This is a genomic window from Arthrobacter sp. QXT-31 (assembly GCF_001969265.1).
Lineage (GTDB): Bacteria > Actinomycetota > Actinomycetes > Actinomycetales > Micrococcaceae > Arthrobacter.
Genome location: NZ_CP019304.1, coordinates 3,665,740 through 3,690,585, shown reverse-complemented (window position 1 = coordinate 3,690,585; position 24,846 = coordinate 3,665,740). Strand labels below are relative to the sequence as shown.

General features: G+C 62.2%; 26 protein-coding genes. 21 read left to right on the top strand and 5 right to left on the bottom strand.

All coding sequences use genetic code 11. From position 1 onward, the window contains the following. Nucleotides 1-30 precede the first annotated feature (30 nt). The 3 genes from glmM to rplM all read right to left on the bottom strand — a co-directional run bounded on the left by glmM (nucleotide 31) and on the right by rplM (nucleotide 2,649). The gene (gene glmM / locus BWQ92_RS16790; RefSeq protein WP_076801295.1) at nucleotides 31-1,389 is read right to left on the bottom strand and encodes a phosphoglucosamine mutase; all 1,359 of its coding nucleotides are present in this window, start codon (nucleotides 1,387-1,389) and stop codon (nucleotides 31-33) included. Between the two features lie 273 nt (nucleotides 1,390-1,662). After that, nucleotides 1,663-2,169 carry a 30S ribosomal protein S9 gene (gene rpsI, locus BWQ92_RS16785; RefSeq protein ID WP_076801293.1) on the bottom strand — a complete coding sequence of 169 codons (507 nt, stop codon included), beginning with the start codon at nucleotides 2,167-2,169 and terminating at the stop codon, nucleotides 1,663-1,665. A gap of 36 nt (nucleotides 2,170-2,205) precedes the next feature. Next, nucleotides 2,206-2,649 (bottom strand): 50S ribosomal protein L13, encoded by a 444-nt coding sequence (gene rplM / locus BWQ92_RS16780; protein WP_076801291.1) that lies wholly within the window; start codon nucleotides 2,647-2,649, stop codon nucleotides 2,206-2,208. Between the two features lie 320 nt (nucleotides 2,650-2,969). On the opposite strand from rplM, the gene BWQ92_RS16775 reads away from it, so the two are divergent. The 19 genes from BWQ92_RS16775 to BWQ92_RS16685 all read left to right on the top strand — a co-directional run bounded on the left by BWQ92_RS16775 (nucleotide 2,970) and on the right by BWQ92_RS16685 (nucleotide 19,419). Continuing rightward, a complete protein-coding gene (locus BWQ92_RS16775) occupies nucleotides 2,970-3,608 on the top strand; it encodes a prepilin peptidase (RefSeq protein WP_076801289.1) in 639 nt (212 codons plus the stop codon). A 273-nt stretch (nucleotides 3,609-3,881) separates the two neighbouring features. After that, nucleotides 3,882-4,100: a Flp family type IVb pilin gene (locus BWQ92_RS16770; protein WP_076801287.1), complete on the top strand. Its 219-nt coding sequence runs from the start codon at nucleotides 3,882-3,884 to the stop codon at nucleotides 4,098-4,100. 193 nt (nucleotides 4,101-4,293) lie between these two features. After that, the gene (locus tag BWQ92_RS16765; RefSeq protein WP_083706344.1) at nucleotides 4,294-4,461 is read left to right on the top strand and encodes a Flp family type IVb pilin; all 168 of its coding nucleotides are present in this window, start codon (nucleotides 4,294-4,296) and stop codon (nucleotides 4,459-4,461) included. After that, the gene (locus BWQ92_RS16760; protein WP_076801285.1) at nucleotides 4,461-4,904 is read left to right on the top strand and encodes a TadE/TadG family type IV pilus assembly protein; all 444 of its coding nucleotides are present in this window, start codon (nucleotides 4,461-4,463) and stop codon (nucleotides 4,902-4,904) included. The genes BWQ92_RS16765 and BWQ92_RS16760 overlap by 1 nt, the downstream gene beginning before the upstream one ends. After that, a complete protein-coding gene (locus tag BWQ92_RS16755) occupies nucleotides 4,892-5,998 on the top strand; it encodes a TadE/TadG family type IV pilus assembly protein (protein WP_076801283.1) in 1,107 nt (368 codons plus the stop codon). Before BWQ92_RS16760 ends, BWQ92_RS16755 begins: the two co-directional genes overlap by 13 nt. Before the next feature lie 44 nt (nucleotides 5,999-6,042). Beyond that, a complete protein-coding gene (gene cpaB, locus BWQ92_RS16750; RefSeq protein WP_076801281.1) occupies nucleotides 6,043-6,783 on the top strand; it encodes a Flp pilus assembly protein CpaB in 741 nt (246 codons plus the stop codon). Beyond that, entirely contained in the window at nucleotides 6,780-7,976 is a 1,197-nt protein-coding gene (locus BWQ92_RS16745) for an AAA family ATPase (protein WP_076801279.1), read from the top strand. Before cpaB (BWQ92_RS16750) ends, BWQ92_RS16745 begins: the two co-directional genes overlap by 4 nt. A gap of 122 nt (nucleotides 7,977-8,098) precedes the next feature. Then, nucleotides 8,099-9,412, top strand: coding sequence for a CpaF family protein (locus BWQ92_RS16740; protein WP_236782986.1), 1,314 nt, complete (start codon nucleotides 8,099-8,101; stop codon nucleotides 9,410-9,412). Then, a complete protein-coding gene (locus BWQ92_RS16735; protein ID WP_076801276.1) occupies nucleotides 9,409-10,356 on the top strand; it encodes a type II secretion system F family protein in 948 nt (315 codons plus the stop codon). Before BWQ92_RS16740 ends, BWQ92_RS16735 begins: the two co-directional genes overlap by 4 nt. Before the next feature lie 9 nt (nucleotides 10,357-10,365). Next, nucleotides 10,366-11,256, top strand: a complete 891-nt coding sequence (locus BWQ92_RS16730; protein ID WP_076801274.1) for a type II secretion system F family protein — start codon at nucleotides 10,366-10,368, stop codon at nucleotides 11,254-11,256. Nucleotides 11,257-11,536: 280 nt separating this feature from the next. Beyond that, nucleotides 11,537-11,794, top strand: coding sequence for a Flp family type IVb pilin (locus BWQ92_RS16725; protein WP_076801272.1), 258 nt, complete (start codon nucleotides 11,537-11,539; stop codon nucleotides 11,792-11,794). 94 nt (nucleotides 11,795-11,888) lie between these two features. Beyond that, on the top strand, nucleotides 11,889-12,263 hold the full coding sequence (locus tag BWQ92_RS16720; protein ID WP_076801270.1) for a TadE/TadG family type IV pilus assembly protein: 375 nt from the start codon (nucleotides 11,889-11,891) through the stop codon (nucleotides 12,261-12,263). Continuing rightward, nucleotides 12,251-13,276 (top strand): TadE/TadG family type IV pilus assembly protein, encoded by a 1,026-nt coding sequence (locus BWQ92_RS16715; protein ID WP_076801268.1) that lies wholly within the window; start codon nucleotides 12,251-12,253, stop codon nucleotides 13,274-13,276. The genes BWQ92_RS16720 and BWQ92_RS16715 overlap by 13 nt, the downstream gene beginning before the upstream one ends. A 41-nt stretch (nucleotides 13,277-13,317) precedes the next feature. Beyond that, nucleotides 13,318-14,094, top strand: a complete 777-nt coding sequence (gene cpaB, locus BWQ92_RS16710) for a Flp pilus assembly protein CpaB (RefSeq protein WP_076801266.1) — start codon at nucleotides 13,318-13,320, stop codon at nucleotides 14,092-14,094. Then, nucleotides 14,091-15,284 carry an AAA family ATPase gene (locus tag BWQ92_RS16705; RefSeq protein ID WP_076801264.1) on the top strand — a complete coding sequence of 398 codons (1,194 nt, stop codon included), beginning with the start codon at nucleotides 14,091-14,093 and terminating at the stop codon, nucleotides 15,282-15,284. The genes cpaB (BWQ92_RS16710) and BWQ92_RS16705 overlap by 4 nt, the downstream gene beginning before the upstream one ends. Nucleotides 15,285-15,674: 390 nt before the next feature. Next, on the top strand, nucleotides 15,675-17,021 hold the full coding sequence (locus BWQ92_RS16700; RefSeq protein ID WP_236782985.1) for a CpaF family protein: 1,347 nt from the start codon (nucleotides 15,675-15,677) through the stop codon (nucleotides 17,019-17,021). A 5-nt stretch (nucleotides 17,022-17,026) separates the two neighbouring features. Beyond that, nucleotides 17,027-17,959: a type II secretion system F family protein gene (locus BWQ92_RS16695; protein ID WP_076801261.1), complete on the top strand. Its 933-nt coding sequence runs from the start codon at nucleotides 17,027-17,029 to the stop codon at nucleotides 17,957-17,959. 7 nt (nucleotides 17,960-17,966) lie between these two features. Further along, nucleotides 17,967-18,851, top strand: a complete 885-nt coding sequence (locus tag BWQ92_RS16690) for a type II secretion system F family protein (RefSeq protein WP_076801259.1) — start codon at nucleotides 17,967-17,969, stop codon at nucleotides 18,849-18,851. 106 nt (nucleotides 18,852-18,957) lie between these two features. Further along, complete coding sequence (locus BWQ92_RS16685) at nucleotides 18,958-19,419, top strand: Hpt domain-containing protein (RefSeq protein WP_083706343.1); 462 nt, start codon at nucleotides 18,958-18,960, stop codon at nucleotides 19,417-19,419. A 45-nt stretch (nucleotides 19,420-19,464) separates the two neighbouring features. Here BWQ92_RS16685 and BWQ92_RS16680 read toward each other — a convergent pair whose 3' ends face one another. Further along, nucleotides 19,465-20,256 carry a response regulator transcription factor gene (locus tag BWQ92_RS16680; protein WP_076803777.1) on the bottom strand — a complete coding sequence of 264 codons (792 nt, stop codon included), beginning with the start codon at nucleotides 20,254-20,256 and terminating at the stop codon, nucleotides 19,465-19,467. Between the two features lie 252 nt (nucleotides 20,257-20,508). Between BWQ92_RS16680 and BWQ92_RS16675 the strand changes: the two genes are divergently transcribed. Both BWQ92_RS16675 and BWQ92_RS16670 read left to right on the top strand, forming a co-directional pair. After that, complete coding sequence (locus tag BWQ92_RS16675; RefSeq protein WP_076801257.1) at nucleotides 20,509-22,176, top strand: sensor histidine kinase; 1,668 nt, start codon at nucleotides 20,509-20,511, stop codon at nucleotides 22,174-22,176. A gap of 128 nt (nucleotides 22,177-22,304) precedes the next feature. Next, nucleotides 22,305-24,317, top strand: coding sequence for an HNH endonuclease signature motif containing protein (locus BWQ92_RS16670; RefSeq protein WP_083706342.1), 2,013 nt, complete (start codon nucleotides 22,305-22,307; stop codon nucleotides 24,315-24,317). 24 nt (nucleotides 24,318-24,341) lie between these two features. Here the strand turns inward: BWQ92_RS16670 and BWQ92_RS16665 are convergent, their stop codons facing one another. Further along, complete coding sequence (locus tag BWQ92_RS16665; protein ID WP_076801255.1) at nucleotides 24,342-24,824, bottom strand: sensor histidine kinase; 483 nt, start codon at nucleotides 24,822-24,824, stop codon at nucleotides 24,342-24,344. Between the last annotated feature and the right edge of the window lie 22 nt (nucleotides 24,825-24,846).

Below are 24,846 nucleotides of genomic sequence, written 5' to 3'. Positions count from 1 at the left end.
AGGCGGGCTGCTCTTTGCTCTTAGGGTGCTTTAGCCGACGGGCTCCAGCGCCAGCTGGGTCTTCACAACCTGGGCGAGGCGTTCCGCGATGACCTGGGCGGTCTGCTGGTCGCCCGCCTCCACCATGACGCGAACAACCGGCTCGGTGCCGGACGGGCGCAGGAGCACGCGGCCGGTGTCACCCAGCTCGGCCTCGGCGGCCTTCACGGCTGCGGCCAGGGTCTCGTCTCCGCCCACCCGGCTGCGGTCCACGTCCTTCACGTTGATGAGGACCTGGGGCAGCTTGGTCATGATGGTGGCGAGGTCCTTGAGTGGGCGGCCGGTCAGGGCCACCTGCGCCGCGAGCTGCAGGCCGGTCAGGACGCCGTCGCCTGTGGTGGCGTAGTCGGCGAGGATCACGTGGCCGGACTGTTCGCCGCCGAGGTTGTAGCCGCCGTCGCGCATTTCCTCCAGCACGTACCGGTCCCCCACGCCCGTTTCTCGGATGGCGATGCCGGCGTCGCGGAGGGCGATCTTGAGGCCGAGGTTGCTCATGACGGTGGCCACCAGGACGTCGTCCTTGAGCTTGCCGGCATTCTTCAACGCCACGGCGAGGATGGCCATGATCTGGTCGCCGTCCACCTCGTTGCCTTCATGGTCCACGGCCAGGCAGCGGTCGGCGTCGCCGTCGTGGGCAATGCCGAGGTCGGCGCCGTGCTCCACCACGGCCGCCTTGAGCAGGCCGAGGTGCGTGGAGCCCACGCCGTCGTTGATGTTCAGGCCGTCCGGTTCGGCGCCAATGACCACCACGTCAGCGCCGGCGTCCTTGAAGACCTGCGGTGAGCAGCCGCTGGCGGCACCGTGCGCGCAGTCGAGGACCACCTTGAGGCCGTTGAGGTTGTGCGGGAGGGTGCCCAGGAGGTGGACGATGTATCGGTCCTCGGCGTCGGAGAAGCGCTGGATGCGGCCAACCTCGCCGCCCACGGGGCGGACGGGCTCCTTGCCCATCTGGGCCTCGATGGCGTCCTCCACCTCGTCGGGGAGCTTCTGCCCGCCGCGGGCGAAGAACTTGATCCCGTTGTCGGGAGCCGGGTTATGCGAGGCGGAGATCATGACGCCGAAGTCGGCGTCCAGGTCTGCCACGAGGTAGGCGGCTGCGGGGGTGGGCAGGACACCGGCGTCGTAGACGTCGATGCCGGAGCTGGAGAGCCCGGCTTCCACAGCTGCCGCGATGAATTCGCCGCTGGCGCGGGGATCCCTCGCCACCACGGCACGCGGCCGTGCACCTTCGCTGGTGCGTTCATGGCCAAGCACGACGGCGGCGGCCTGGGCCAGCTGCAATGCGAGCTCGGCAGTCAACAGGCCGTTCGCCAGGCCCCGGACACCGTCTGTTCCAAATAATGTAGACATCGGGTCCAAGTTTAGACGATTCAGGTGCCCGCACCTGCCCAAAACGGCGGGTGCGGGGTGCGTTGCGGACGTTTCCCCTGCTCACCGGCGCCACCTGTGCAGTAACCGGGGGTTAACGGCAGAAGCCCGCCCCGCCAGTGGCGGAACGGGCTTCTGTGCGAGGCGGGAACGCCTCGGTAAGCGGGATTAGCGCTTGTGGAGCCGAGCGCTAAAAAGCGCCGAGGGCCCCAGGATGAGGTCGCGCCAGCGGCCCCATCCTGGGAAGGCGCCTTTTTAGCGCTTGGAGTACTGCTGAGCCTTGCGGGCCTTCTTGAGACCGGCCTTCTTACGCTCGATGACGCGGGCGTCACGGGTGAGGTAGCCGGCCTTCTTCAGGGTGGCGCGGTTGTTCTCGACGTCGATCTCGTTCAGCGAACGGGCGATGCCGAGGCGCAGTGCACCGGCCTGGCCGGAGGGGCCACCGCCGTGGATGCGGGCGATGACGTCGTAGGCGCCTTCCAGATCCAGGATCTTGAAGGGCTCGTTGACGTCCTGCTGGTGCAGCTTGTTCGGGAAGTAGTTCGACAGCTCGCGGCCGTTGATGGTCCACTTGCCGGAGCCCGGCACAACGCGAACGCGTGCAACGGCTTCCTTGCGGCGGCCAACAGCTGCACCGGCAACCGTCAGGGCCGGGCGCTCCTTCTTCGGAGCGGCTTCAGCAGCGCTGCTCTCGGAAGTGTAGCTGGTCAGGTTTTCCTCAGCCTCAACGGCTTCGGTGGTCAGTTCATCGTTCTGAGCCACGGTTCTCCTCGTAAATAAAAGTGTTGGTGGCCAGGACTACTGGGCGACCTGGTTGATTTCGAAAGTCTTGGGCTGCTGGGCTGCGTGGGGGTGCTCGGCGCCACGGTAGACCTTCAGCTTGCTCAGCTGCTGGGCAGCCAGGGAGTTCTTCGGGAGCATGCCCTTGATGGCCTTCTCAACGGCGCGGACCGGGTTGGTTTCCAGCAGTTCCGCGTAGTTGACGGAGGTCAGGCCGCCCGGGAAGCCGGAGTGGCGGTAAGCGCGCTTCTGCTCCAGCTTGGCGCCGGTGAGGGCAACCTTTTCAGCGTTGATGATGATGACGAAGTCGCCCATGTCCATGTGGGGAGCAAAGGTCGGCTTGTGCTTTCCGCGCAGCAGTGTTGCGGTCTGGCTGGCAAGACGACCCAGGACAACGTCGGTGGCGTCAATGACGTGCCACTGGCGGTTAATATCGCCGGGCTTCGGGGTGTACGTACGCACGGTGTTTGCCTCGTTCTTGTTCTGGCGTTCTGGGTTTAGGCGTCACGCGGGGTGCGCCTACTATCTATGCGCGACCGGAACAGAGGTGAGGGCTCTATGGACCAGTTATCCCCAAGTCCCGAAAATGCCCGTCGGGTAGCGACCCTGCAACTGGATCCCCAAGCGGGCACGCATCATCGAGAAAGGACACGCACAACGACTACCAAGAATAGCGTCAACCGGACGCCAGGGTCAAAATGGGGTATCCGGTGGCGGGGGTCGTGGAGTCCTGCGCCAGCGCCGGGCCCGTCAACCCAGGAGTCCATGTGTCTGCAGCAGGTATGGCCGCGCTTTTTGCCTTTGCCATGGGACTCCTTGGCATTCTACTGAGCCCGCTTGCTGAACTCCTCATCGCCCGAACCCTCCCCCGCCTCGGCGGACTGCCCGGCGTGCGGACAAGAATTACGACGGCGGTGCTCACCGGAGCGCTCTGCGCCGCCCTTGCGCTGAGGTTTGGGATGGATTGGTCCCTGCCGGCCTTTCTACTGCTGGCGGTCGTCGGCGTGCAGCTGGCCCGCATTGACCTGGCCCACCATCTGCTGCCGAATCCACTTGTCCTCACACTGCTGGTGGCCGGCCTGGCACTCCTCCTACTGGGCAGCTTCGCCGCAGCAGACTGGGCGGAGCTGCTTCGTGCGGCGGCCGGCGCGGCCATCCTGTTCGTTGTTTTCCTGATTTTGGCCCTAATTTCGCCGAGCGGTATCGGCATGGGCGACGTGAAGCTGGCTGCCCCTGTGGGCCTGTACTTGGGCTACTTGGGCTGGGGCCACCTGTTCTACGGCGGAGCGCTCGGCTTTGTGCTCGGCGGTATTTTATCCGTCGTTTTGATTAGGCTAAAGCGCGCCAATTTGAGCTCAGAAATCGCCTTTGGCCCCTCGATGTTGGCCGCCACCCTAGGTGCGGTTCTTTTGGCCGCCTAAACGTCAACCTGCGTTGGTTAAACGTTAGATTCCCTAGGATTTTCTTGCTGATTCCTTGAGTATCCAAGTAGTCCCCGTGCTTGGGATTTCCTTAACCTGAGTACTTGCTTGGGGGGAATACTTGTTTTTTTGGGTGGAAAGTCGGGTAGAACTACGCATTGTTCCCGGCTGGCTTTCAGGTGGATTCTTGATCTATCGAAGCACCGGCCCTTCGCGGATATGGGGGGAGCCGGAATTCGGTGAATTTATTCCATCGAATTAAAGGAAATTACAATGAACACTTTCATGGTCTCCGTGCTTGCCTTTGTCGCCGGCGTAAAGGATCGTCTCTCTTCCGAAAAGGGCGCAACCGCAGTTGAATACGGACTGCTCGTTGCCCTGATCGCAGCTGTCATCATCGGCGTTGTGGTCGTCTTGGGCGGTCAGATCGACACGGCGTTCCAGACGGTCTCCGACGAGCTTGCCGGCGCCGTAGTCGAAGAGGCACCGTAGCCATTCACTTCTGGATCCAGGGCGGTGCCTGCCGGCAGCGGACTTCTTCCGCTCCACCAGCAGGCACCGCGCCTGGATCTTTTCTCTTCTCCAGGTCTCGTCACTCTCAAGGCCTCCACGTTTCTCAAGGTCCATTTGTTTCTCTTAGGGGGATCTCGTGGCTAGAACTCACTTTCATCGATTGAACACACTCATGGTTACACCAGCAGGTGGCCGTAGCTTTCCTGAATCCGAGACCGGAGGAACAGCTGTTGAGTACAGTCTGCTGGTTGCATTCATTGCCACGGTCATTATTTCCGCCGTCCAAGTACTTGGAGACCAGCTGATCCTTGGTTTTCAAGCCGTGATTGACCTTCTCTAATGGGCACCAAACTTCGGGCCGCACGCCGGCCTAGGAAGCCCAGGGAAAAGGGCGCTGTCGCTGTCGAATTTGCAATCATCCTGCCCGTATTTCTCGTACTCGTTTTCGGAATCATGGAATTTGGGCGTGCATTCAACATTCAGGTCTCACTTTCAGAGGCCGCGCGGGAATCGGCTCGATACGTTGCCGTCCACTGCACCGAGGCTGGCTACGACGAAGCCGACGCACTGGCCGCCGCCGTGTCGGCGGCACCGTCAGTGCCTCTCAGCGACGCCGACGTGGACATCCAGTATTCCGGCGACGGCACATGCGCCGCGGGGAACAACGCCGAAGTCACTGTTACATACACCGCCTCATATCTCACAGGGCTTCCTGGGTTCATTCCAGGTATGCCGTCTGATCTTGAAATCGAAAGTAAGGGGGTCATGCGATGTGGCGGCTAGCGCGCGATGATCCGGAACGTGGCGCCATTGCACCAATGACAGCGCTGCTCATGGTTGGCGTCCTCGGTATGGCAGCGTTCGCCGTGGATGTGGCAACCATGTACTCGGAGCACGCCCAGCTCCAGAATGGTGCGGACGCGTCGGCATTGGCCATTGCACAGTCCTGTGCAGCCGAGACGCCTGGTCCCGAGTGTTCCGATCCAGAGGCGGCCGCCGGCATTATGGGCAACGGCAATGCCTTGGACGGCCACAGCAACGCTCTCACGGCTACAGTGAGCGGCGGCATAGTGGACGTCACCACGCAGTCTCAGGATCCGGAGGGAAACAACCGCTTTTCCCTGGTGTTTGCCCGAGTGCTGGGAATTGACACCTCTGACATCCGCGCGAGCGCCAGAGCCCAGTTCGGGGCCTATAGCGCAGCCGACGGCGTTCCGTTGACGTTCTCGAAATGCGAGGCCGATCCGACCTTCTTTAAGGGGCTGCAGTTCTTTCCCACTCACGGATCAACACTCTCTGACGATCCTGCCTACGCATGCGAGCATTCATCAGCATCCGGACATGAACTCGCTGGCGGCTTCGGTTGGATAAAGGATGCCGACGGCGGCTGCAAGGTACACATCGATGTCACCAATCCATGGGTCGAGGCGAGAACTGGAAACAGCTTTGAATCTGACTGCGACGAAACGGTGGCCGATTGGAAAGTGAGCCTGGAGGCCGGCAAGACGGTCGAGGTCCTCATTCCTATTTTTGACACGGCATGTCCCGAAAAGACCGAGGGCGGCGAAAAGGGCAAAGGCGGCGGAAAAGGCACGGCCGGCGGCGGAGAAACAGAGGGGCCCTGCGCAGATTCTCCGTTCGGCAAGGCATTCAGGATTGAGGCCTTCGCTCAGATTTCCATCCAAGGATGGCATCTAAATGGCGGCGGAACCTCGTACCTTACGCCGGACGCCCAAGAGCTGAAGGAGAGCCTCGACTTGAAGAACAGTGACGAAGGACTCTACGGAACCTTCGTCAAGAAAGTAACCCTTGCTGAAGCCGCCACTCTAGGTGGGCCAGCAACGTACGGCGCTACGGGCGTCCAACTTATCAACTAGCCGAACGACCACAACTAACCAATTCTCTATCTAAGGGGAAAGAAGTGAAAACTCGCCTACTGGGAGGCATCGTAGCACTGGTACTCGCCGTCGTCGGCAGCCTCCTGCTCGTCTCATATGTTCAAGGCGCGGAGGCCAGGGCCCAAAAGGACCTGGCACCCGTCGAAGTTCTCGTAGTAAAGAACCAGGTCCCGGAGGGGGCAAAACTAGACCAGATTAAGACCGCCACGCAATTGAAGACTCTGCCGGCGACTTCAGTCCCCAACGGGGCCCTAAAAAGCCTCGACGGGCTGGACAGCAAGGTCACCTCCGTGGCCCTTATGCCCGGTGAAGTCTTGCTCGGCAACCGTCTTGTTGACCCGGATAGCCTGGCTGCCCCGGGATCGGTGCCTGTTCCTGAGGGAATGCAGGAAGTTTCTGTACAACTGGACGCACAGCGGGTTGTCGGCGGACGCCTTGCGGCCGGCGATACGGTCGGCGTGGTCATCATGGCTGAATCCGGCGCGGATTCTGACCCCACCGCCAGGCAGGTATTCCATAAGGTCCTGGTGACTAGCGTGCAGCGGGCACCGGCCAAGGCCAGCTCCACTACACAAGACCCTGCTGCTCAGGCCAACACTCAGTTGCCCAACGGAGCGTTTATCGTTACCTTCGCCCGCAGCGATCTGGACGCGGCAAAAATAGTCTTCGCGGCTAAGTACGGCGATCTGTGGCTGACCAAGGAGCCTGCCACGGCAAAAGTAAGTGCACCGGTCGACATCAAGAAAGCGGAGCTGTTCCGATGAGCCGCTTCGTGGCCATCACCCCGGACGCGGACTTCGAGCATAGGGTCCGCCAGGCGACAGTTGGCATGCATGGCGGAATGCAGTCAATCCAGGCCGACTACCTTCCGTCCAGCCCCGACGACATCCTCAGGACGCTCACAGGCGAGCTCGTTGAGGTACTGCTCCTCGGTCCGGGACTCAACGTGGAAGCAGCCATCGAAATGGCGAGTCTCTTCGATCTTCAGTATCCGGAAGTCAGCGTAGTGCTGGTCACCAATGGGAGCGGAGACGTGGCTCTTCCCGCCATGCGGGCCGGCATCAGGGACCTGCTTTCGCCCGAGGCCGACGTGGACACGATCCGGATTCTGCTGGAGCGGGCCAGCCTCGCAGCAGCAAGCCGTCGCAGAGGGCTTGGCGCCTCCGTTGAGGGTAAGGCGCACAACGGCAGAATCATCGCCGTCATGTCTCCGAAGGGTGGAGTGGGAAAAACAACCGTTTCGACCAACATCGCTGTTGGACTCGGCAAGTTCGCGACGATGGGCGTGGTGATTGTCGATTTGGATCTACAGTTCGGCGACGTCGCTTCGGGACTCATGCTTGAACCAGAAAAGACTATCGCCGACGCGGTTACGGGGGCAGCAGCCCAAGACAGCATGGTGCTGAAATCCTATCTGACCGTGCACCCGGCAGGTATCTACGCACTGTGCGCTCCCCACAATCCCGCTCAAATTGAACACATCTCCGGTGACCAAGTGGGGCGCCTTCTTGATCAGCTGGCTAACGAATTTGAGTTCGTTGTGGTTGATACCGCTCCAGGCCTCGGAGAGCATGTCCTGGCGACACTCGACCGTGCCACCGATGCTGTCTGGGTCTGCGGAATGGACATCCCAAGCATTCGCGGTCTCAGGACGGGTTTGGGAATCCTGAATGAAGTTGGGCTGGTGCCGAGTACCCGCCACGTCGTACTCAACTTCGCAGACAGGAAGAGCGGCCTTTCGTTAGACGACGTTGAGGCAACCATCGGCTGTCCGGTCGACGTTACCTTGCCTCGGTCCAGAACCCTGCCATTCTCCACGAACAAGGGCGTTCCGCTCCTGCAGGAAGGTGCGAGGGAACCCGCCGCGAAAGGCCTCCGATCGTTGGTTGAACGCTTCCAACCGGGTTGGGATGACCGCCCGCACAAGAAACTTCACAGAAGGGCGGTAGTGTCATGAATCTGTCAAAGCGGCTGGGGGCCGTCTCCGGGACGGAACCCGTGATGCCACTTCGGAGTGTCCCTGACGAAGGACCTTGGGCGAGCGCCGCCAGCCCCTCTCCGAACGCAATGGTCGCGGACATGCCCACACATTTCGGTGATGCCAGCCACGCCATGACCGGTGTCAAGGACCGGGCGAGCATAGCCCTTTACGAACGCATGGGATCAAGAATCACAGAATCCAGCATGGACGAACTCGAACTCCACCAATATGTGAAGGACGAGCTCCGCACCATCATCGAGGAGGACGAAATCCCCCTGTCGGCCGGCGAGCGAACGCGTTTGGTCCAGGAAATCATCGACGACGTGATCGGGCTCGGACCGCTTCAGCGATTCCTGGACGATCCGAGCATCACTGAAGTCATGGTCAATGGCCCCGACAAGATCTACGTCGAGCGCGAAGGCAAGTTGTCCCCCACCACTGTCCGGTTCACCTCCGAGGAGCACTTGCGGCGAATCATTGAGCGCATTGTCTCCAAGGTTGGGCGCAGGATCGATGAGTCGTCCCCATTGGTTGACGCCCGTTTGGCCGATGGATCCCGCGTCAATGCGATCATCCCGCCGCTCGCGGTCGGCGGTTCGTCGTTGACGATCCGGAAATTCGGGCACACGCCACTGACGATCCAGAATTTGATTTCCCTGGGCACAATGTCCCCGGAAATGGCCGAACTTCTCCACGCCTGCGTTCGCGCACGGCTAAACATCATCGTTTCGGGTGGTACCGGTACTGGAAAGACAACACTGCTAAATGTCTTGAGCTCGTTCATTCCGTCCGATGAGCGAATCATCACGGTTGAAGACGCTGTCGAGCTTCAGCTGCAACAGGACCACGTTGTTCGGCTCGAAAGTCGGCCCCGGAACATCGAAGGTAAGGGCGAGATCTCCATCCGCGATCTCGTACGAAACTCCCTGCGCATGCGCCCCGACCGGATCGTGGTCGGTGAAGTGCGTGGTGGCGAATGCCTGGACATGCTCCAAGCCATGAACACCGGGCACGACGGATCCATTTCGACCGTCCACTCCAACAGCCCGCGGGACGCCATATCCCGCTTGGAGACGCTGGTCCTTATGGCTGGCATGGATCTTCCCCTACGGGCCATTAGGGAGCAGGTTTGTTCTGCAGTTAATCTCATCGTCCAAATCTCGAGGCTGCGGGACGGCACCCGGCGCATCACGCATGTCACCGAGGTCCAAGGTATGGAAGGCGACGTTGTTACGCTCCAGGACGCATTCGTTTTTGACTACAGTGCCGGCGTGGACGCCAACGGCCGTTTCCTGGGCAGGCCCGTGCCAACCGGGGTGCGGCCCCGCTTTGTGGATCGTTTCGCCGAGCTTGGCATACCAATCTCGCCTGCGGTCTTCGGTTCGAGTTTCGGAGGAGGCGGTTACCGATGATCTCTTCGGGACCGCTGTTCCTGGCCCTAGGACTGGGGCTATGTTTTATCGCCATCGGCATTGCCGTGGTGGTCTTGCCCGCGGGTCGTCGTACAGGCATTGCTTTATCACGCAGGCGGCCCGGCGCCGTCGATGAACCCAGCGTTCTCTCCAAGGTCGCGAATACTGCTTCGGGAATGATGGATCGGGCAGTTGGGGACAAGGCGAACTTCGGAAAGCGGGACGCCTTGGAGCAAGCCGGAATCAAAATGCGGCGAGCGGACTTCAATTTGCTCGTTCTCTGTGTCTCGGTGGCAGCCGGGCTCGTCGGTTTCGTTCTGGGCGGGATCTTGATAGGAATCCTAGCGCTTGCTACGGGGCCTTTCGGATTCATGATCGCCGTCAAGATACTAACGGCCCGTCGTCGAACGAATTTTGACCAGCAATTGGGGGACACCCTACAGATGCTCTCTGGAGGCTTGCGAGCAGGCCACAGTTTGCTCCGTTCTATCGACGCTGTAGCGACAGAAGCCGAGTCGCCAACTTCCGAAGAATTTGCCCGCATCGTCGCCGAGAATCGATTGGGTCGCGATCTGAAGGAATCCCTCGTCGATGCATCCCGTCGGCTGAAATGCGAAGACTTCGAGTGGACGTCTCAGGCCATCGAAATTCATCGCGAAGTCGGTGGCGATCTAGCCGAGGTCCTGGACCACGTCGCCGAGACAATCAGGGAACGGGCGCAGATCAAGGGCCAGGTTCGGGCGCTCAGCGCGGAAGGCAGATTGTCTGCGTACATCCTGATCGGGCTTCCGGTCGGCATGTTCGTCTTTCTCCAAATAGCCAGTCCCGGCTACATCGGAGTTCTTTTTACCAATATCCTCGGTTGGGCAATGGCCATCGGCGGCATCATGTCACTTGCACTCGGCGCTTTCTGGCTCAGCCGCGTCATCAAGATCAAATTCTAGGGGGATGCTATGTCTGTAATCGCGTGGCTCAGCGTGGCTATGGTTGTTGTTCCCATAGCGGGCTTGGCTTGGTCACTCATTTCGGTTGACCGTGCCGGTCTCGCCGCTGTTCGGTTGAATATTCGCAGGAGCAAGGGCGTCCAGAATAATCGCGCAGCTGAGTCCCAGCCAGCACGGTTTGTCGAAATCGGCGAAAGACTGGCCCCTAAGGGCTACATATCGTGGCTCGACAAGCTGCTCGCTCGTGCTGGACGTCCTTCCGGCATGCCGCTTGCCCGGCTGCTTGTTATTAAGCCCGCCTTAGCTCTCGTGGCCGCACTCTTCGGCCTGATGTTCTTCCTGGGCTCGCCGTCCCTCGGGACCTTCCTGTTGTCTCTGTTTGTGACGGCCCTGCTCTACATGGTCCCGGACATCCTCGTCCATGGTCGAGGAGCGAAACGGCAATCGACGATAGCCCTTGAACTCCCGAATATGCTGGACCAATGTCTCATTTCGGTTGAGGCTGGGCTCGGTTTTGAGGCGGCCATGGCAAGGATCGGCAAGAACGGCAAAGGTCCGCTGGCAGAGGAAATCGTCCGGACTCTTCAGGATATGCAGGCTGGCCGTAGCCGCAAGGAATCGTACATCGCCATGTCACAACGCGTGGAGGTACCCGACCTCCGCAGTTTCGTCCGGGCCATCGTCCAGGCCGATACGTATGGCATTGCGATCGCGTCTGTACTCCGCGTCCAGGCCAAGCAGATGCGGGTCAAGCGACGCCAGCGGGCAGAGGAGAAGGCCATGAAACTTCCGGTGAAAGTACTCTTTCCTCTGCTCTTCTGTATTCTGCCGGCTCTGTTCACGGTGATAATCGGTCCCGCGGCCATCAATGTCATGAATAACTTCATGGGTACATTGTGACGGGGTAGTTTCCCTAGAGCGAAGCAATCCCGGCGTCAGCCGGCGCACAAAAGACCGGACCCCCTCGGATCCCAGTACCGAGGGGGTCCTTTGCTGTCCTCCTCGCGTGCGGAACGCTTCAAGCTTCAAGGTTTGCACAGGGCAAGCGCAGGAAATGCGCAGGACGGTCAGGGTTGGCTCAGGATGTGGCAAGGAACGGACTTTCGGCGAAATTCCGTTGCTAACTTTTTTACAGAGCTGGTGATGGACCAGCTTTCCAACACTCGCTCAGGAGTAAAAAATGCGTTCTTTCCTCAACAAGTTTGCTATTCGCATCCGCCGTGACGAGACCGGCGCCACCGCGGTTGAATACGGCATCATGGTCGCCCTGATCGCCGTCGTCATCATTGTTGCCGTAACGCTGCTCGGCGGCGGCATGAAAGATACTTTCACCCAGACCCAGTGCTCCGTCACTGGGGGCACCTACGCTGCTGGCGCCAAGGCAGGCGATGGCACCTGCACTCCTAAGCCTGCTCCTGCAGCTCCTGCAGCTGGCTAGTTCAGGGCATGCGAGCCGTGAGCAGGGCGACGCGAACAGCCGCCCTGCTCACGCTTGTTAGTTCATGCATTTCAAGGATTCGAGGAATGAACTAATGGCACAAGTATCAGAGCGCGGGGCTGTGGCAGTAGAGTTCGCCATACTGGCGCCCGTTCTGATTATGATTCTGCTTGGCATCATGGAATTTGGGCGCGCTTACAACGTGCAAACCACTTTGACCAATTCGGCCCGCGAGAGCGTCCGAGCGATGGCGATTAACAACAGCCAAGCCAGCGCCAAGACGGCCGCCAAGAATGCCGCAGCTCAACTGAGCCCCGCCTTAGCCGACAGCAACATTTCTTTCAGCGCTGCCAACTGCACGGTCGGATCTCAAGTGACGGTTACCATCAGCTACAACCTCAGCACTATGACGGGCATCGCCGGCCCATTTGCTATGACGGGGAGAGGAACCATGCTGTGCGGCGGCTAGCTTCTGGCAACGACGGGGAACGCGGCGGAATCGCCGTCGTCGTTGCCATCCTGATGGTAGTGCTGCTGGGTTTTGCAGCTCTAGCCATCGATGTGGCAGGACTCTATTCCGAGCGAGCTCAGCTGCAGAATGGCTCCGACGCCGCCGCGCTCATGATGGCGCAGAAATGCGCCAAGAATGAATCAGACACCAACTGCTCGGCTACTTCTCCTCTGGCCGCAGACCTGGCCAACAAGAACGCCGTCGATAATCTCAGCAACATAAAGTCGGTCGCGCTCGACAAGGTCAACCGCACTGTCACGGTGGCTGCCGGGGCTAAAGAAATTGGCGGGGCTCCCAATTCAGTCTCGCTCTTCTTTGCGAATGTACTGGGTATCCCCAGCGCCGAGGTGAATGCCAACTCCAGTGTCAGGTGGGGCAGCCCGGTTGAGGGCATAACCCCTTTCCCTTTGGCTTTTTCGGTCTGCCAAGTCTCAGGCATGGTGGACGGCGCCACGCAGTTGTTGCAGAACCACACGTCCAATAAAAACACCGATTGCAATCTTGGCCCTGCCGGAAAGACTGTCCCTGGTGGCTTTGCCTGGATTGTCCAAAGCACCGGACAGTGCGGTGGCTTGGTTAATCTAGCTATCAACCAGAGTGGCAGCGACACCGGCAATGATGGTCCCTCGAATTGCGACGGGATCCTGAACAAGTGGGCCACAGACCTGAGCGCCGGCAAACCCGTCACCGTGCTGCTGCCCGTTTATGAGGACGTCAGCGGAACAGGTTCCGGCGCCTCCTACGATCTGCTGGCATTCGCCTCCTTCAGTGTTGAGGGCTGGGCTTTCAGCGGCGCGGACAAGCTCCCCTTGGTATACAACAACGCGTCAAATGCTGACAAGAACCTGCAATGTAAGGGTGATTGCAGGGGAATTATCGGGAAATTCGTTAAATACGTTTCCCTGGCCGACGGCTACAAGCTGGGACCCGTCAGCCCATATGGTGCCACGGTCGTGGAACTTACCAGCTAAACCATGCAATTAAGCGACTCTAAGATCGTCAGGAGCAGTTCGTGAAGTCTCGGTTGTTGGCCGGCGCGGCAGCAGTAGTTCTCGCCCTCGTGGGAGCCATGCTCGTCATCAATTATGCCCAGGGCGCAGACCAGCGAGCCGTCAAGAACCTTGAGCCCGTGGAAGTCCTCGTGGTGAAGACGGCTATCCCGGCGGGAACGCCTGTGGAATCCATGGCCGCTTCCCTCGTCACCGAGCAGCTGCCTGCATCTGCTGTTCCCGAATCCTCGCTCAATTCACTGGATTCCTCCAAGGGCAAGGTTGCCGCCGTAGACCTGGTACCCGGCGAGCAGCTGGTCTCCGAACGTCTCGTTGCACCCGAAAATGTAAAGGCCGCAGGCTCAGTACAGATCCCGGCGGGCCTCCAGGAAGTATCCTTCCAGCTCGAGCCGGATCGTGTCGTTGGTGGACGGCTGGCTCCTGGTGACCATGTGGGCGTCTTCGTCAGCCTCGACAAGGGCGGCGTGGAAGGCAAGAGTGATGCAGAAGCCACCAAGTTGACGGTGCGCAAAGCCCTCGTCACTGCTGTCCAGCGCGCACCCCAGCCTGCTGCCACCGCTCAGCCGGCACCCACTGCGAGCGCGGACCCCAATGCTGCCGATCCCCAGGACACCACGCTTCCTACGGGCTCCCTCATGCTCACCGTCGCCGTCAATGATGTTGATGCGGCCAAAATCGTCTTCGCTGCCGAGTACGCCAAGATGTGGCTCAGCAAGGAGCCGACCAATGCCAAGGACAGCGGCCCCCGGATCATTCAGCGGAGTGAGGTCTACAAGTGAGCCGCTTCGTCCTGATCACTCCGAACGCGGACTTCGACGGCCGCTTGCGCCAGGCCGTGGCCGGCGGGCTGCAGGGCGGTGTGCAGACCTTCTTCACGAACATCCTGCCAGCAGGCCCCTACGACCTGTTCGCCCAGTTGAACCAGGAACAGCCCGAGGTCCTCATCCTCGGCCCCGATCTGCCCATCGACGAGGCGCTCCGCCTGGCCACAGTGCTGGACGTTCAGGTGCCGGACCTCATGGTGCTCCTGGTCAACGAACCAGACCCCACCCTGATCCTGCAGGCCATGCGGGCCGGGGTCCGGGACGTCCTCAGCCCCTCTGCGGATCCCGCCCAGCTGCGGGTGCTGCTGGAACGCGCATGTCAGTCCTTCGCCAACCGGCACCGGGTGGACCAGCAAGGTCCGGCGGAGAACCAGAAGGGCGCCGTCATCGGCGTCTTCTCGCCCAAGGGCGGCGTCGGCAAGACGACCATTGCCACCAACCTCGCCGTCGGGCTAGGGAAGCTGGCCCCCATGAGTGTGGTCTTGGTGGACCTGGACCTGCAGTTTGGCGACGTGGCCTCCGGCCTTTACCTGAATCCGGCGCACACCGTCACTGACGCAGTCTCCCCCGCCGCGGCCCAGGACACCCTGGTACTCAAGGCCTTTCTGACCGTCCACCCTGCCAGCATCTATGCACTTTGTGCGCCGCTGAACCCTGTCGAGGCCGACTACATCACCCCGGAACAGGTCACCCGCCTCCTCGAACAGTTGGCCGAAGAGTTTCAGTACGTCGTGGTGGACACCGCCCCGGGCCTGCCCGAAATCGGTCTTGCGGCAATGGAAGCCTGCACAGACGCAGTATGGGTCAGCGCGATGGATATCCCCAGCGTTCGTGGCCTCCGTTCAGGCATGGACATTCTGCGTCAGCTGGAAATCCTCCCGGAAGGCCGGCACGTAGTCCTGAACATGGCCGATTCCAAATGTGGTCTCTCAGTGCAGGACATCGAATCTACGATTGGAGCCCCCGTGGACGTCAGCGTCCCCCGTTCACGCGCCGTGGCACTGTCGACCAACCGTGGCGTGCCCGTCCTGCTGGATTCCAAGAAGGATCCCGCCGCCAAAGGTTTGAGCCAGCTGGTAGACCGGCTGGGTCCGGCCTCCGGCGCCAAGGAGCAGCGGAGCGCTCACCGTCGGGTGGTGGTCTAGATGAAGCTCTCTGAGCGCATCCAGGCTGCGCAACTGAAATCCGAAGTTCCGGGTGCCCCGATGCATCTTCCGCCGCTACCGACGCGTTCTCCCGCCCAGGTTGCTTCCGAGCCAGCCCTTATGCGCGCCGTCCCCGCCCCGGTCCAGTCAGCAGCTGCGCCGTCGGTAGCCAGTGGCTCACGGGCAATCTCAGGTGTGGCTGCGTACCAGACGCGTGCAGCACGGCGTGCCGCCGAAGCGGCAGCCGCCCAGGCAGCGGCTCAGGCACAGCCGGCACCCGCTACGGTGACGGCACCGGTCCGAGACGCTGGGACGGAGCATGCTCTGTCCACGCCTACGGCTCTACTGCCTCCAGCAACGGGCCGCCGCCAGACGGTGCAGGCAGCACCGGTGCAGCCGACCAGCGCAGGACAGGCGGAGCCCTTCAAAGCGAAGACCCAGCAGCCGGTTGACGTTTTTGCTGCCCTCAAGCAGCGTGCCGCCACGGCACTCTTCGAGCGGATGGGTGCGCGGTTCAATGACTCGACGCTCACCGAACAGGAACTCCGCCGGACCGCGCGTGACGAACTCATCCGCATCATCGATGCCGAACAAGTGCCGCTTACTCCGGATGAGCGGACGCGCCTGGTGGCAGACGTGGCGGACGATGTGCTCGGCTACGGTCCGCTCCAGCGGCTCCTCGACGATCCGGCCGTCACCGAAATCATGGTGAACCGGATGGACCAGATCTACGTGGAGCGCAAGGGCAACCTCACGCTGACGGATTCGCGGTTCAGCTCGGAGGAGCACCTGAGGAAGGTTATCGAGCGCATCGTGTCCAAGGTGGGCCGCCGCATTGACGAATCATCCCCGCTGGTCGATGCCCGGTTGGAGGACGGCTCACGTGTCAACGCAGTCATCCCTCCCCTCGCCGTCGGCGGTTCCTCGCTGACCATCCGTAAGTTCAGCAAGGTGCCGCTCACGGTCCAGAACCTGATCGACTTCGGCACGCTCACCCCGGAAATGGCCGAGCTGCTCAACGCCTGCGTCAAGGCGAAGCTCAACATCATCGTGTCCGGCGGCACGGGCACCGGTAAGACGACTCTACTCAACGTCCTGTCGTCCTTCCTGCCGGCCAACGAGCGCATCGTGACCATCGAGGACGCCGTGGAACTCCAGATCCAGCAGGAACATGTTGTCCGGCTGGAAAGCCGACCCCCAAACACGGAAGGAAAAGGCGAGGTGACCATCCGCGAACTGCTCCGGAACTCACTGCGTATGCGCCCGGACCGGATTGTGGTGGGTGAAGTCCGTGGCGGGGAATCCCTGGACATGCTGCAGGCCATGAACACCGGCCACGACGGTTCGCTGTCCACCGTGCACTCCAACTCCCCCCGCGATGCCATTGCCCGCCTGGAGACTCTGGTCCTCATGGCGGGAATGGACCTGCCGCTGCGCGCAATCCGCGAGCAAATCGCTTCCGCGGTGAACCTCATTGTCCAGATCTCACGTCTCCGCGACGGCTCCCGGCGCATTACCCATGTCACTGAGGTGCAGGGCATGGAGGGCGATATCGTCACGCTCCAGGATGCCTTCGTCTTCGACTACTCGGCCGGCGTTGACCAGAGCGGCAAGTTCCTTGGCAAGCCTGTCCCGACCGGCATTCGACCGCGCTTTATCGACCGCTTTGAAGACCTCGGCATTCACGTCTCGGCTGGCGTCTTCGGAGCAGCTCCAGCTTCACCGGAAAGGTACTGACTCTGATGCTCGTGACATTTGGAGTCATCCTTGTGGTTGCTTCTGTGCTGCTGGGCGGCGTGGCGGTGCTCATTCCGCGCACTCCCACAGTGCCGCTTGACCGGCGTCGTCCTTTCCGTACGGAAGCGGACTCTCAGCTCACCCGGTTCGCCGGCAGTGCTGTCCAGTCCATCGACCGCGTCCTCTCCAAGAGGAACGTCCGCTACTTCAACCGTGAAAGCCTGGAGAACGCCGGCCTCCGGCTCAGCCAGGCTGAGTTCATCCTGCTGGTCATGCTGGGCGCCTTCGTCGGCGCCCTGATCGGGCTCGTCGTCGCCGGACCGCTGCTGGCCATTCTGCTGGTCATCGCCGCACCCTTCGTCGGCCACCTCGTGCTGGGCTTTCTCGCCGGCAAGCGGCGGACAAAGTTCGATGAGCAGCTCGGCGACACCCTGCAGCTGCTGTCCGGGAGCCTCCGGGCAGGCCACAGTATCCTGCGGGCAATCGACGCCGCCGCCACCGAGTCTCAGGCTCCGACGTCGGAAGAAATGCGCCGCATCGTCTCCGAAACCAGCCTGGGACGCGACCTGCTCGTGTCCCTCAACGACACTGCCGACCGCATGAAGAATGAGGACTTCGTCTGGATTTCCCAGGCCATCCAGATCAACCGTGAAGTGGGCGGAAACCTTGCCGAGGTACTCGACCAGGTGAACGAGACCATCCGCGAACGCAGCGAGATCAAGGGCCACATCAAGTCGCTGGCCGCTGAGGGCAAGTTCTCCGCGTACATCCTCATGGCTCTCCCCATCGGCATCGTGGTCATGCTCTCGCTGGTCAACCCGGGGTACATGAACAAGATGTTCAGCAACCCGCTCGGCTGGATCATGATCGTGGCATCCGTCATCCTCATGACCATTGGCGGTCTGTGGATGCGCAAAATCATCGATCTGAAATTCTGAGGCCACTGTGGATCCCCTGATTTTCTTAGCGCTGCTTCTTATCTGCCTCCCCCTCGCGTACCTGGCATGGTCCTTCCTATCCGTTGACCGGAAGGCGCTGGCCCACACGCGGGACATCCTGACCCGCGGCCTGCACCGCGCCGAGGTGGAGAAAAAGCCGAACAGCGGCCTCATCGAAAAGATCGGCTACCGCCTCACACCGGCCGGCTACGTGCACAAGCTCGACAGGCTGTTGGCCCTGGCGGGCCGCCCGACGTCGATGCCGCTTGGGCGCCTGCTCGCAACCAAGCCGGCACTGGGTTTGGTCGGCGGCCTCCTGGGGCTGTACATCAGTTCCATTGGAACGACGCCGATCATGAAGCTCGTGGGCATCTTCGTCCTGTTCCTGGGCTACTTCATTCCGGACCTGATGCTCTATAGCAAGGGCCAGGAACGGCAAAAGGCCATGCAGCTGGAACTCGCCAACACCCTCGACCAGATGCTGATTTCCGTCGAGGCAGGCCTCGGTTTCGAAGGAGCCATGGCCCGCGCCGGCGAGAACGGCAAAGGTCCGCTGGCCGAGGAACTCGTCCGGACCCTGCAGGACATGCAGGTGGGCCGGAGCCGCCGTGAGTCCTATGTCGCCCTGGCCGAGCGCACCAATATCCCCGAACTGCGCAGCTTCGTCCAGGCCGTGGTGCAGGCGGACACCTACGGCATCGCCATCAGCCGGGTGCTCCGCGTCCAGGCCAAGGTCATGCGCGTCAAGCGCCGCCAACGCGCCGAGGAGAAGGCCATGAAGCTGCCGGTGATGATCCTGTTCCCGCTGCTGTTCTTCATCTTCCCGGTCCTCTTCATTGCCATCCTGGGCCCGGCCGTAATCAACACCATCGAGACCTTTGCGAACCAGTAAACTGCGGGCTTCCGCGGGATTTACCCCAACACAAGGTACCCGCAGGGTTTCCACAGGATCCAAGCTCAATCAGGGTTTTCCCAACCTGAGAAAGTAGCCTTAAGTCATGTCCCTCCCAGGTTCCGAAGCAGCCGACAGCAGCGCCAACGGCGTCTGTTCACCGGCGTCCGCGGGGCCAGGTGGCATGCATCACAACGAATCGGAGAGTGCCACCTTGCCCGTACTGGATCTTGACGTCCTTCGCGAGCTCGAAGAAGACATGGGCAGCACCGGCATAGCGCACAACTTCGCCAGGGACTACATCAAAATTTGGAACAAGCGCCGGACCTACCTTGAAGCGTCGATCGCAGATGACGACGCCGACGCCGCCATGGACGCCGTGCTCAGCCTGAAGAACTCCGCCCTGATGGTGGGAGCCTCACGGCTGGCGCAGCTGGCGGTGAACCTGGAACGCCTCGTCAAGAACGGCGACCTGTCCGCTGTACGCCGGCTGCTGCCATTCGTGGCGTTGACCGGCGAACAAACCGTCTGCGGCCTGAAGCAGGGCTACCTGCCGCCGGAGGCCTGAAGCCTGTAGCGGCACGCCCGGAGGCCTAAGCCTCCGCCCCATACCCTACTCCGCCCGCTTCGGTGCCAGCCGGTAGCCGACGCCGCGCACCGTGACCAGCCAGCGGGGATCCTGCGGGTCCTCGCGAAGCTTGCGGCGCAGGTTTCCGATGTGGACTTCCACGGCCCGCTCGTCCGCTTCACTGATGTAGGTGTCCTCGCGGTAGTACTCGCCCCGCACCACACGAACCAGGTCGGCCCGCGTCCGGACGGCGCCCGTTCCCCTCAGCAGCTCGTGCAGCAGGTCGAATTCGCTCCGGGTCAGCCCGAGCGGCGTGCCGCGCAGTGCCACGGTCCGGGTTTCCGTATCCAGCGCCAGCCCGTTGTGCTGCAGCACCGTGCTTCTGCGGGCACCGCCCGGCCCTGAAGAACCGCCGGCCGCCGGCTCCGCCGCAGGCGCAGTCGTCTCACCGGCACCACTCGAAGCCACCCGGGGCCGGCGCAGCATGGCCGAGATGCGGGCACGCAGTTCACGCGGCCGGAAGGGCTTGACGATATAGTCGTCGGCGCCGCCCTGAAGCGCCGTAATCGTGTCCAGCTCGTCATTCCGGCCGGTGAGCATCACGACGTAGGCGTCGCTGAACTGCCGGATGCGGCGAAGGACCTCAAAACCGTCAATGTCCGGAAGACCGACGTCGAGCGTTATTACGTTTGCCTGGCGCTGCCTTGCGACGTCGACCCCGTCACGGCCGGTGCCGGCCGAGTGCACTTCAAAACCTGCCTGCTGCAAAACCGCGTCGAGGAGATTCCGGACATCAACGTCGTCCTCGATAACCCCGGCGCCACCAAGATCACCCACCACTACCTCATATCCAGGTAAAACCACCGCACAGCCCAGCGCAATGCGGTAAGCGTTACCAGATTACCTACGCTACAACGTAGAAGCCCCCAAAGAGCGAAAATTGCCCATATCTTTTAGTCGCACACCGGTGAGTGGTGCCGTCCCCTCCAAATACCGAAGAATAGCTGTGCATAATGGGCTTCATGTGTTCGTTTAACCACGAGTGGTCCTGGAATTCTGAAGTGCAGCCGGGTACCGGGCGCGGCCGCGTTGGGTGAGCAGGTGCTGGTCCGCGACACGGACCAATTCTTCCGCCGCCTAAAGCCCCGGGTCCAGGTGGCGCTCTGCCAGCTCCCAGTAACGGTTATTCTCGCCGCGCTGGCAATCGCCGCCCCCGCAGTGTGGCCCACCCTGATCCAGAGCAGCGTGTTTATCGCCGCCATCGTCATGATGGTTGCCACGTTTCTCGGCTGCTTTCTGGTTCCCTGGGAACGGCTGCCGCCCAACGCCTACCTGGTTATTCCAATACTCGATCTCGTGATCATCGGGCTCGCCCGCAACGGCGCCGTTCCAGCCGTGGCCGGACTCGGAGTTCTGGCGATATTTCCGGTGATCTGGCTTTCCAGCTCCGACACCTTCCCGCGAACCACCATATTCCTGAGCTTTTTCGGCCCGCTCCTCATCGGCATTCCCACTCTTCTGCAAAAGTTTCCCAACATTTCACCTTCGGACATTGCCACGGCAATTCTGCTGCCGCTAATGATGGTGGCCGTCTCGGTGGCCATCAGATTTGCCAGCGCGAATGTGCGGTTGCAGCGCCAAAGACTGGAGCAGAAGGACGCCGAGCTCCGCGAACTGCTCGGGGAAAGCAGGAACCGCGAACGGCTGCTCAAGACCATTCTGGACACCACCGACGTCGGCATAGTGGCGGTGGATGCCGACGGACAGAAGGTGCTGGTTAACGACCAGCAGAAAGCCTTCAGGCAGGCAGCAGCCCCTCCGGGCGTGGAGCAGCCAAGGGAAGCCGAGCAGCTCATGTTCGGCCAGGACCGTGTGACCCCGCTCCCCCTGGACAAGCGCCCCATCCGCCGCGCCATTGCCGGCGAGACTTTCGCGGACTATCTGGTGTGGCTGGGCGAGGGTGCTTCGCAGCGGGCCGTCGCCACTGCTGCACGGATCATCAAGAACGACGACGGCGGGTTCAGCGGGGCGGTCATCGTCTTCAGTGATGTCACTGGGTTGGTGGAGGCGCTCTCCGCCAAGGAGGAGCTGATCTCCAACGTTTCCCACGAATTCCGCAGCCCGCTGATGTCATTGGTGGGCAACGTGGACCTGGTGCTGGACGAAGCGGAGGCCCTGTCCCCCGAATCCGTACACCGCCTGGAAGTTGTGCAGCGTAATGCCGAACGGCTGCTTTCCCTGGTCTCCGAGCTTCTGGTGTCGGCGTCCGCAGTCCTGGCCGTGCATCCCCGCCGGACGGACCTCGCCGGCCTGATCGAAAACAGCATCGGCTCCGTCCAGGCCCAGGCCGACGCCAGCAACGTCTCCCTTGCCACGGACGTCCCAGCTCCCCTGTGGGCTCACGCCGATCCCCTCCGCATCAGCCAGGCCCTGGACAACCTGGTCTCCAATGCCATCAAATACTCTCCCGACGGCGGCAAGGTCACCGTGAGTGCCCGGCGCCGTGACTCGTGGGTGCAGCTGAAGGTCCAGGACACGGGCATGGGGATCAGCGAGGAGGAAACGTCGCGCATCTTCACCCGGTTCTTCCGCAGCCAGGCGGCGCGCCAGGCTGCTATTCCCGGGGTCGGGCTCGGTTTGTCCATCACCAAGACCATCGTGGAGCGGCACGGCGGCGACATTTCCTGCGACAGCAAACCCGGCGTAGGCACCACCTTCACCCTCACGCTGCCGGCCGAAGGGTCAGCGGAGTCCTGACGCGGTAAACGTCGGTTGAGGGGTTTTCCACGCCTCGGTTTTCCACAACTGGGTTTTCCACAACCGGGTTTTCCACATAGGCTCGGGACCCCGTCGTTTTCGTTGTAGGCCAGTGGCATGCTCTCCTCATGGACAACAGTGCGGCTGCTGCGGAGGCGTTGGAGGCTCTTGGGGCCTCTGCTTTGGCGCTGGCTGCTGAGCTCCGCAGGACCGCTGACCCGGCCTTGGCGGGTACGGATCCGTTGCAGGATCACGCGGATCCGCTGCAGGTGCGGTCGGATGTGTTCCTGGCTGGTCTGACGGAGGCGGCCGGGATGGAAGCCCGGCTTGCGGCCGTGAAGGTGCACCTCGGGACCGGGTTCGCTGCCGCGGAGGCGGCGATGGCGGCGCCGGATGAGCGCCTGTCCGCCAGCGCGGCCCGGGAGATGTCGGTGACCGCGTCGGTGGCGTGTGCCCTGACGGTGAGCGAAGGGGCTGCGGCGCGCTTTTTGGCCGAGTCCGCGAGGCTAAGCAGGGATCTGCCGTTGACGCTGGCTGCGATGGGGGCAGGAACGTTTTCCTGGCAGCACGGGCGCATCATGTGCGACGAAACCGACGGGCTGTCACCGGAAGCGGCCGCAGCGTTTGAGGCCCACTTCCTGGACCCGGGCGCTCCCAACGCGGCGCGGGGCTGTCCGGCCGGGGAACTGGCACCGGCGAGGTTCCGGGCCAAGGCACGGTATTGGCGGGAACGGCACCATCAGGACAGCATCGAAAAACGGCACTCCAGGAACGTGAAGGACCGGCGGCTGGAGTACTCCCCGGACCGGGACGGCATGGCGTGGATCTCGGCGTTCCTGCCCGCGGACCAGGCCGCCGGGATCTGGAACCGCACCACCGCCATCGCACGCGGTCTTCAAGGGCTCCACGAAACCCGCACCCTCACCCAGCTCCGGGCCGACGTCTTTTCCACCTCGCTGCTCCGTCCGGCCCCGGGGATTACCGGTGGGGCAGCTGGTTCCGGGCAAGGAAGCTCCTTCCCCGGAGGTTCCTTCCCGGCCGGCGAGATGACGGCCGGTGACGGGCCGTCCCCGCAGGCGCAGGTCCTGGTCATGGTTCCGGTGTTCTCGCTCCTGGGACACACCGAGGAACCGGCCACACTCGACGGGTACGGGCCGATCCCGGCCTCCATGGCCCGCCGGCTCGTCGCCAACGGCGCAACATCCTTCTTCCGGGTCCTCACCGACCCCCGCGACGGGGCGCCACTGGAGATCGGCCGCACCAGCTACCGGCTCACCAAACCCATGCGCCAATGGATACGCCTCAGGGACGCCAAATGCACCTTCCCGGGCTGCAACAACCACTCCCTCGACAACGACGCCGACCACATCCTCGCCTGGGCCGACGGCGGCGGCACCGGCGTCACCAACCTCGGCCAACCCTGCCCCAAACACCACCGCCTCAAACACGCCACCGCGTGGAGACCGGTCGGCGCCACCCGGGAGAGCCCGCCCGGCTGGATCTCCCCATCCGGACGTCACTACCCGGCCGAACACCAGGACTGGGAACCACCCACCTGGCCGGACAACTTTGTGCCAGACAACTTTGCGCCGGACAACTTTCAGCCGGGCTGGTCCGACGCGCCACCCAGCCAAGACGGCCCGGAACTGCCACCAGGTCCCGCCTTGTCCGAGCCGGAACCGCCCGACTGGTTCGGCGCGCCACCTGGCCACGACTTGCCCAAACCGCCCGAGTGGCTAGAGTCCCCGGACTCGTTCGACGCCCCGCCAGGCCAAGCCGGGCCAGAGCCGCCCGAGTGGTCAGAATCACCGGACTCGCTCGACCTGCCACTCGGCCACGACTTGCCAGAGTCGCTGCTATGTTCCGAAGGTCCGGAATGGTTCGACGCACCGCTCCGCCAGCCGGAGCCGCCCGACTCGCTCGGCCCTCCACATACGCCAGACGATCTCGATAGCCTGAACGGGCTCAAGGGCCACTCGGACCAGGTCGGCAGCCAGGGCCTCGACCCGTCCAAAGCGCCCAACGACATTAGCGCCGTCGAGCGCACGGTGATTCTCGACGAACTGCTGGCTCCCGATGACTTGGAACCACCCATGCCGGCGGGTCCATGGCCTCTTAGGTCACGATCCGCTGCAGCGTAGAACGGAGATAAGGGACAATCCGCCCTAGTCCAGCGGCAGGGTCACGGTGACGGATGTTCCCGCCGGGGACGACTCCATTGCCAGCTGACCGTCCGCGGAAGTTACAGCCAGGCGCATGAGCCGCAGCCCCATACCCGAATGCCTGCCGTGGGTTGCGGCCTCGACATCGAAGCCGGCCCCGTCGTCGGTCACGCGGAGCTGGATAGCGTGGTTGTCACCTGAGCGGCAGACGCACCAAAGCCGAACGGTCACGGTAGACGCCTCGGCGTACTTATGGATGTTGCTGAGGAGCTCCTGCGCCGCCCGGTAGAGCAGCGTGGCAGACTTCCTGTCCACTTCCATGCCGTGATGGGGCGCCTCGAGGTGCACGGTGATCCCGCGTTCGCGCAGCGGGATGGCCAAACGGTCAATCGCCCCCGCGACGCCAAGCGCATAGAAATCAACCGGATGCGTATCGGTCAGAACGCCACGGACTGCAACGACGTCGTCGCTCGTAAGTGATTTCATGCATTAAAGGTGCGCCCGCTGC